This window comes from uncultured Phascolarctobacterium sp. (assembly GCF_905212365.1).
Lineage (GTDB): Bacteria > Bacillota > Negativicutes > Acidaminococcales > Acidaminococcaceae > Phascolarctobacterium_A.
This window is the reverse complement of sequence record NZ_CAJMEH010000093.1, coordinates 1-3,756: the sequence shown is the minus strand read 5'-3', so window position 1 is coordinate 3,756 and position 3,756 is coordinate 1. Positions and strand designations below refer to the sequence as shown.

General features: G+C 45.9%; 5 protein-coding genes. 4 read left to right on the top strand and 1 reads right to left on the bottom strand.

Features of this window, described 5'->3' with window-relative positions; translation table 11 throughout:
• Window positions 1–287: 287 nt before the first annotated feature.
• Window positions 288–710 carry a hypothetical protein gene (locus tag QZ105_RS10215; RefSeq protein ID WP_293729815.1) on the bottom strand — a complete coding sequence of 141 codons (423 nt, stop codon included), beginning with the start codon at window positions 708–710 and terminating at the stop codon, window positions 288–290.
• 209 nt (window positions 711–919) lie between these two features.
• Here QZ105_RS10215 and QZ105_RS10210 point away from each other — a divergent pair, with 209 nt between their 5' ends.
• The 4 genes from QZ105_RS10210 to QZ105_RS10195 all read left to right on the top strand — a co-directional run.
• Window positions 920–1,516: a TetR/AcrR family transcriptional regulator gene (locus QZ105_RS10210; RefSeq protein ID WP_293729814.1), complete on the top strand. Its 597-nt coding sequence runs from the start codon at window positions 920–922 to the stop codon at window positions 1,514–1,516.
• A gap of 173 nt (window positions 1,517–1,689) precedes the next feature.
• A complete protein-coding gene (locus tag QZ105_RS10205; protein WP_293729813.1) occupies window positions 1,690–1,935 on the top strand; it encodes a type II toxin-antitoxin system Phd/YefM family antitoxin in 246 nt (81 codons plus the stop codon).
• 292 nt (window positions 1,936–2,227) lie between these two features.
• A complete protein-coding gene (locus QZ105_RS10200) occupies window positions 2,228–3,139 on the top strand; it encodes a LysR family transcriptional regulator (protein WP_293729812.1) in 912 nt (303 codons plus the stop codon).
• A gap of 451 nt (window positions 3,140–3,590) precedes the next feature.
• A partial coding sequence (locus QZ105_RS10195) for an S-layer homology domain-containing protein (protein WP_293729816.1) occupies window positions 3,591–3,756 on the top strand: 166 nt, incomplete at its 3' end.

The following is a 3,756-nucleotide window of genomic DNA, read 5'->3' as shown; positions in this document are numbered from 1 at the left end:
CCAACCTGCCGCTGCACCATAAAGAATGGCGCGGCCATCGCAACGGCGACGGACACTGGCGCGACGGCTACCGGCATCGCGGCCCACGTCACGACGGCAGGCATTGGGGCGGCCCCGGCCCGCGTCCCGACTGCCCTAATACCGACTGCCCGGCCTTGAATTAAAATTTTACATTCCGCTCATAACATCTCCTTCATAAAACAAAAACGAAGCTCCGCTTTCTAAGCAACGATAGAAGCGGGGCTTCGCTTATTTTAGATTGAGGTAATAGTTTAATCGTGAAATTTTTAATTATAGCTGGGACGGTAGGAGCTTGTTACGCGCCGCCATAGCCTGACCAGCAAGGACTGTTTGTCCAGCTCTTCCCGCGCCAGCTCCAGTCTTTGCTCAAAACCGCTGTGACGCCAATCGGCTGTAACGCACATTTCAATGGCTGCCGCCGCATTAATCGTACCGCAGTACACCTTATCGCCCTGCCGCTTTTCTTCCAAAAGATGCGCGCCCTCGCTGACCACATGACGGCTGACGCAGCTTGCGCCCTGCACAATAACGCCGTCTAAGGGAATGCGCTCTCCCGGTAATATCCGCAGCACGTCGCCTACAGACAGCTGATCTACAGGCGTCAGCCACTCGCGTTCCTGACCCTTACAAATTATTACTCTGCGGCCGATAACAGGCTTGGCCGCCGTCAAAGCTTCCAAAGTATGCATTTTGCATCTGCTCCTTTCATTCTGCTGCTATTTTAAGCCGCCGTTTTTTATCAGGCAGCGTTTCTTCACCAATATAATATTAAAAAACGCATCTAAGGAACAGACACAAAATTTTTTACTGTTTATTATTGGACACATAAGTTAAAGTGTACTAAAATAAACATAATAAGGATTGCGTTCAGCACCGCCATCCGGACAGGAGTAACGCTATGGACAGACGCCAAACAAAAACAAGACAAGCCATCATCGACGCCTTCGTGCGCCTGCTTGCCAAGCACAGCTACGAAAAAATCAGCGTCAAGGATATTATCGACGCCGCCGATATCGGCCGCAGCACCTTTTACAGCCACTTTGAAACGAAGGACGAGCTGGCGCGTAAAATGTGCCTGATGCTCTTCAAGCATATTTTCAGTCATACTATACCGCCCTGCAGCACCCATAATTTTTCCGACGTCCAGCCCACGGCGGAAAACCGTATTGCGCATATTCTTTATCATCTGCGCGACAAAAGGCAATACTACCTGGGCATCATCAATTACGATGAAGGCTCTCTCTTTCTGCGCTTCTTCCGCGAATACATGCAGGAAAACCTGCGCATCATCGTCGCTGGTCCCAACAGGCTCAAAATAGCGCAAGTACCGGAAGATTTCCTTATCAGCCACATAGCCAGCAGCTTTATCGGCATGGTACGCTGGTGGCTGAAAAATAATATGCGGCAGACGCCGGAGCAGGTCGCTTCCTTTTATATGACGCTGATTAATCCTGCCATTGCCGAATTTGAGTCCAAGCAGGAGCCGCAGGAATGAAAGCTAACGCTTGAAAAAACAAAGCATGCATCGTCAACAAATTGATTTTTTCAGTTTATCTTTGACTTTAACGAAGTGGCCGCAGCTTTTCCAAGATTGCTATATCCCTCGACTTATTGTACAATATCACGTACAATATATTTGACAAGGATGACAGTAAAGGAGAAGCAATCATGTTAGCAGTAAATTATTCTACCATTAGAAATAAGCTTAAAGATTATTGTGATGAAGCAACCGACAACAATGAAATTGTTATTGTTACCCGCAAAGAAGAAAAAAATGTAGTAATCATCAGTCTGGAAAATTATAATCAGCTGGCGAAAGCAGCTCGTAACGCAGAATACCTTGCTAAATTAGACCGCGGTTTTGCGCAAATCACCGCTAATACCTTGCAAAAACACGAGCTTATAGAGGAATAAATTATGGATAAGCTTTGGACAGCGGTCATTATGAAGAATAAAATTCCAGCTGTAATTATCTGTGCAACCGCATAAAGCCATTCTTTCAGCCCTGCCGTTCATGACAACCGCAGGGCTTTTTTCTGTCCGCTGCTTTCCATAAGCTTCACCTATTTACATTCATTACTTACGCTAATACATTTTATAATGCAATCTAATTTGCTCTATTAGATTTTTTTATATAGAATATTTAAGAAGAGTAAAGAAAGCTAACCAGACAGGCAGTAATTTTTGGTAAGGTGGTATAGAAATCATGCTATTACGTCAAATGAAATATTTTTTAGCGGTTGCCGACTGCAAAAGCTTTAGCGAAGCAGCAGAGCAATGCTTTATTTCTCAATCGGCCATTTCCCAGCAAATCAAAGCGCTGGAGGACGAATTGGGGGTAGAGCTTATTTTACGCAGCAACCGCCGTTTCGCCCTCACATCTGCCGGCGAATTTTTCTATCAGAAGGCTAAGGCCATCGTCAGCGAATCCGAAAAGCTCAAAAGCAATTTATATCAGATGGAGCACCAGCAGGGCCAGCAAATCAAGCTGGGCTGCCGCAATAATTATAACGTGCGCCGTTTATGCCATGCCCTGAATATCCTGCTGGAAAACGACCAAAGTATTACCGTCAACGTCGTTTACGGCAGTCACGACGAACTGATGGTCAAGCTGCTCTGCGGCGAGCTGGACGTAGTATTCAACGACCTGCGCAGCGAATCCGAGCAGACTAATTTCGTCTGCCAGCCTATCGAAGAAGTAGAAGGACTCGTTGCAGTCTCTCAACGAAATACGCTCGTCCCCCCCGCATCTACAAACGTCTTTATCGACTTAAACGATATTAAAAGCCTGCCCTGCATTCTGATTGCCGACAAAGAATTCCAGGAACAGGAAAAAATGTTTTACCGCCGCCTGTTTAATTTCAGCGGCAGCTTTTTAATCGCCAAGGATATGCCTTCGGCTGTCACCATGCTTATCAATAACAAAGGCTTTATGCCCATCATCAGCAACGATGACGCCCGCGAATTTACCGGCAAATTTGCCCGGCTCATGCCGCTGTATAACGACGGCGAGCCCATACGCTTTAAATACTGCGCCTTTTGGAATAAAACTGCCGACGACAGTACGCTGAAGCCCATAGTCCAGAAAATTATCAAGCTTATGCAGGACAGCCTGTAAAATGGTCCGCAAAATTCATAAGGCAAATTCATCCCCGTGAAATATTTTATTACGTCTGCTACTTATTGCGCAGGCTAAAATATTTACGGGGATTCTTTTTCATAAGCAATATTCCATTCGGGCATTAATTGGACTAATTCCATTATAAGCAATCGGAATTGTTAAAAAGTTTGCAATAATCTATAATAAAACCATGATAAAGAGGCGGTAAAGCGCAGGATTTACCTCAGGGGTGGGGTTTATTAGGCTTTGCTAGGCGAGTACCTCTTTATTGCCGCAGGGTTTGACAGGCCTAAGCAAACCCTGCACACAATTTTGTTATAAACGCCCGCAAGGCTGCAAAATTTGGCAGAACAGGATGAGGAAACAAGGCAACTCATGCAGGCTTTTCCCAGACGCTGCTCCCCCAAGGCGCTTATAAAATATATTTTTCCTGAGGGAGGAAGAAATCATGAAAAAATCTTTAGTATTAGCTATGGCTATGGCATTGGGCGTAACTGCTTCTGCTTATGCCGCAAACCCGTTCTCTGATGTTCCTGCTGGTCACTGGGCATATGACAGCGTTAACAAGCTGGCAGCAGCAGGCGTTATCGACGGTTATGGCGACGCTACCTTCG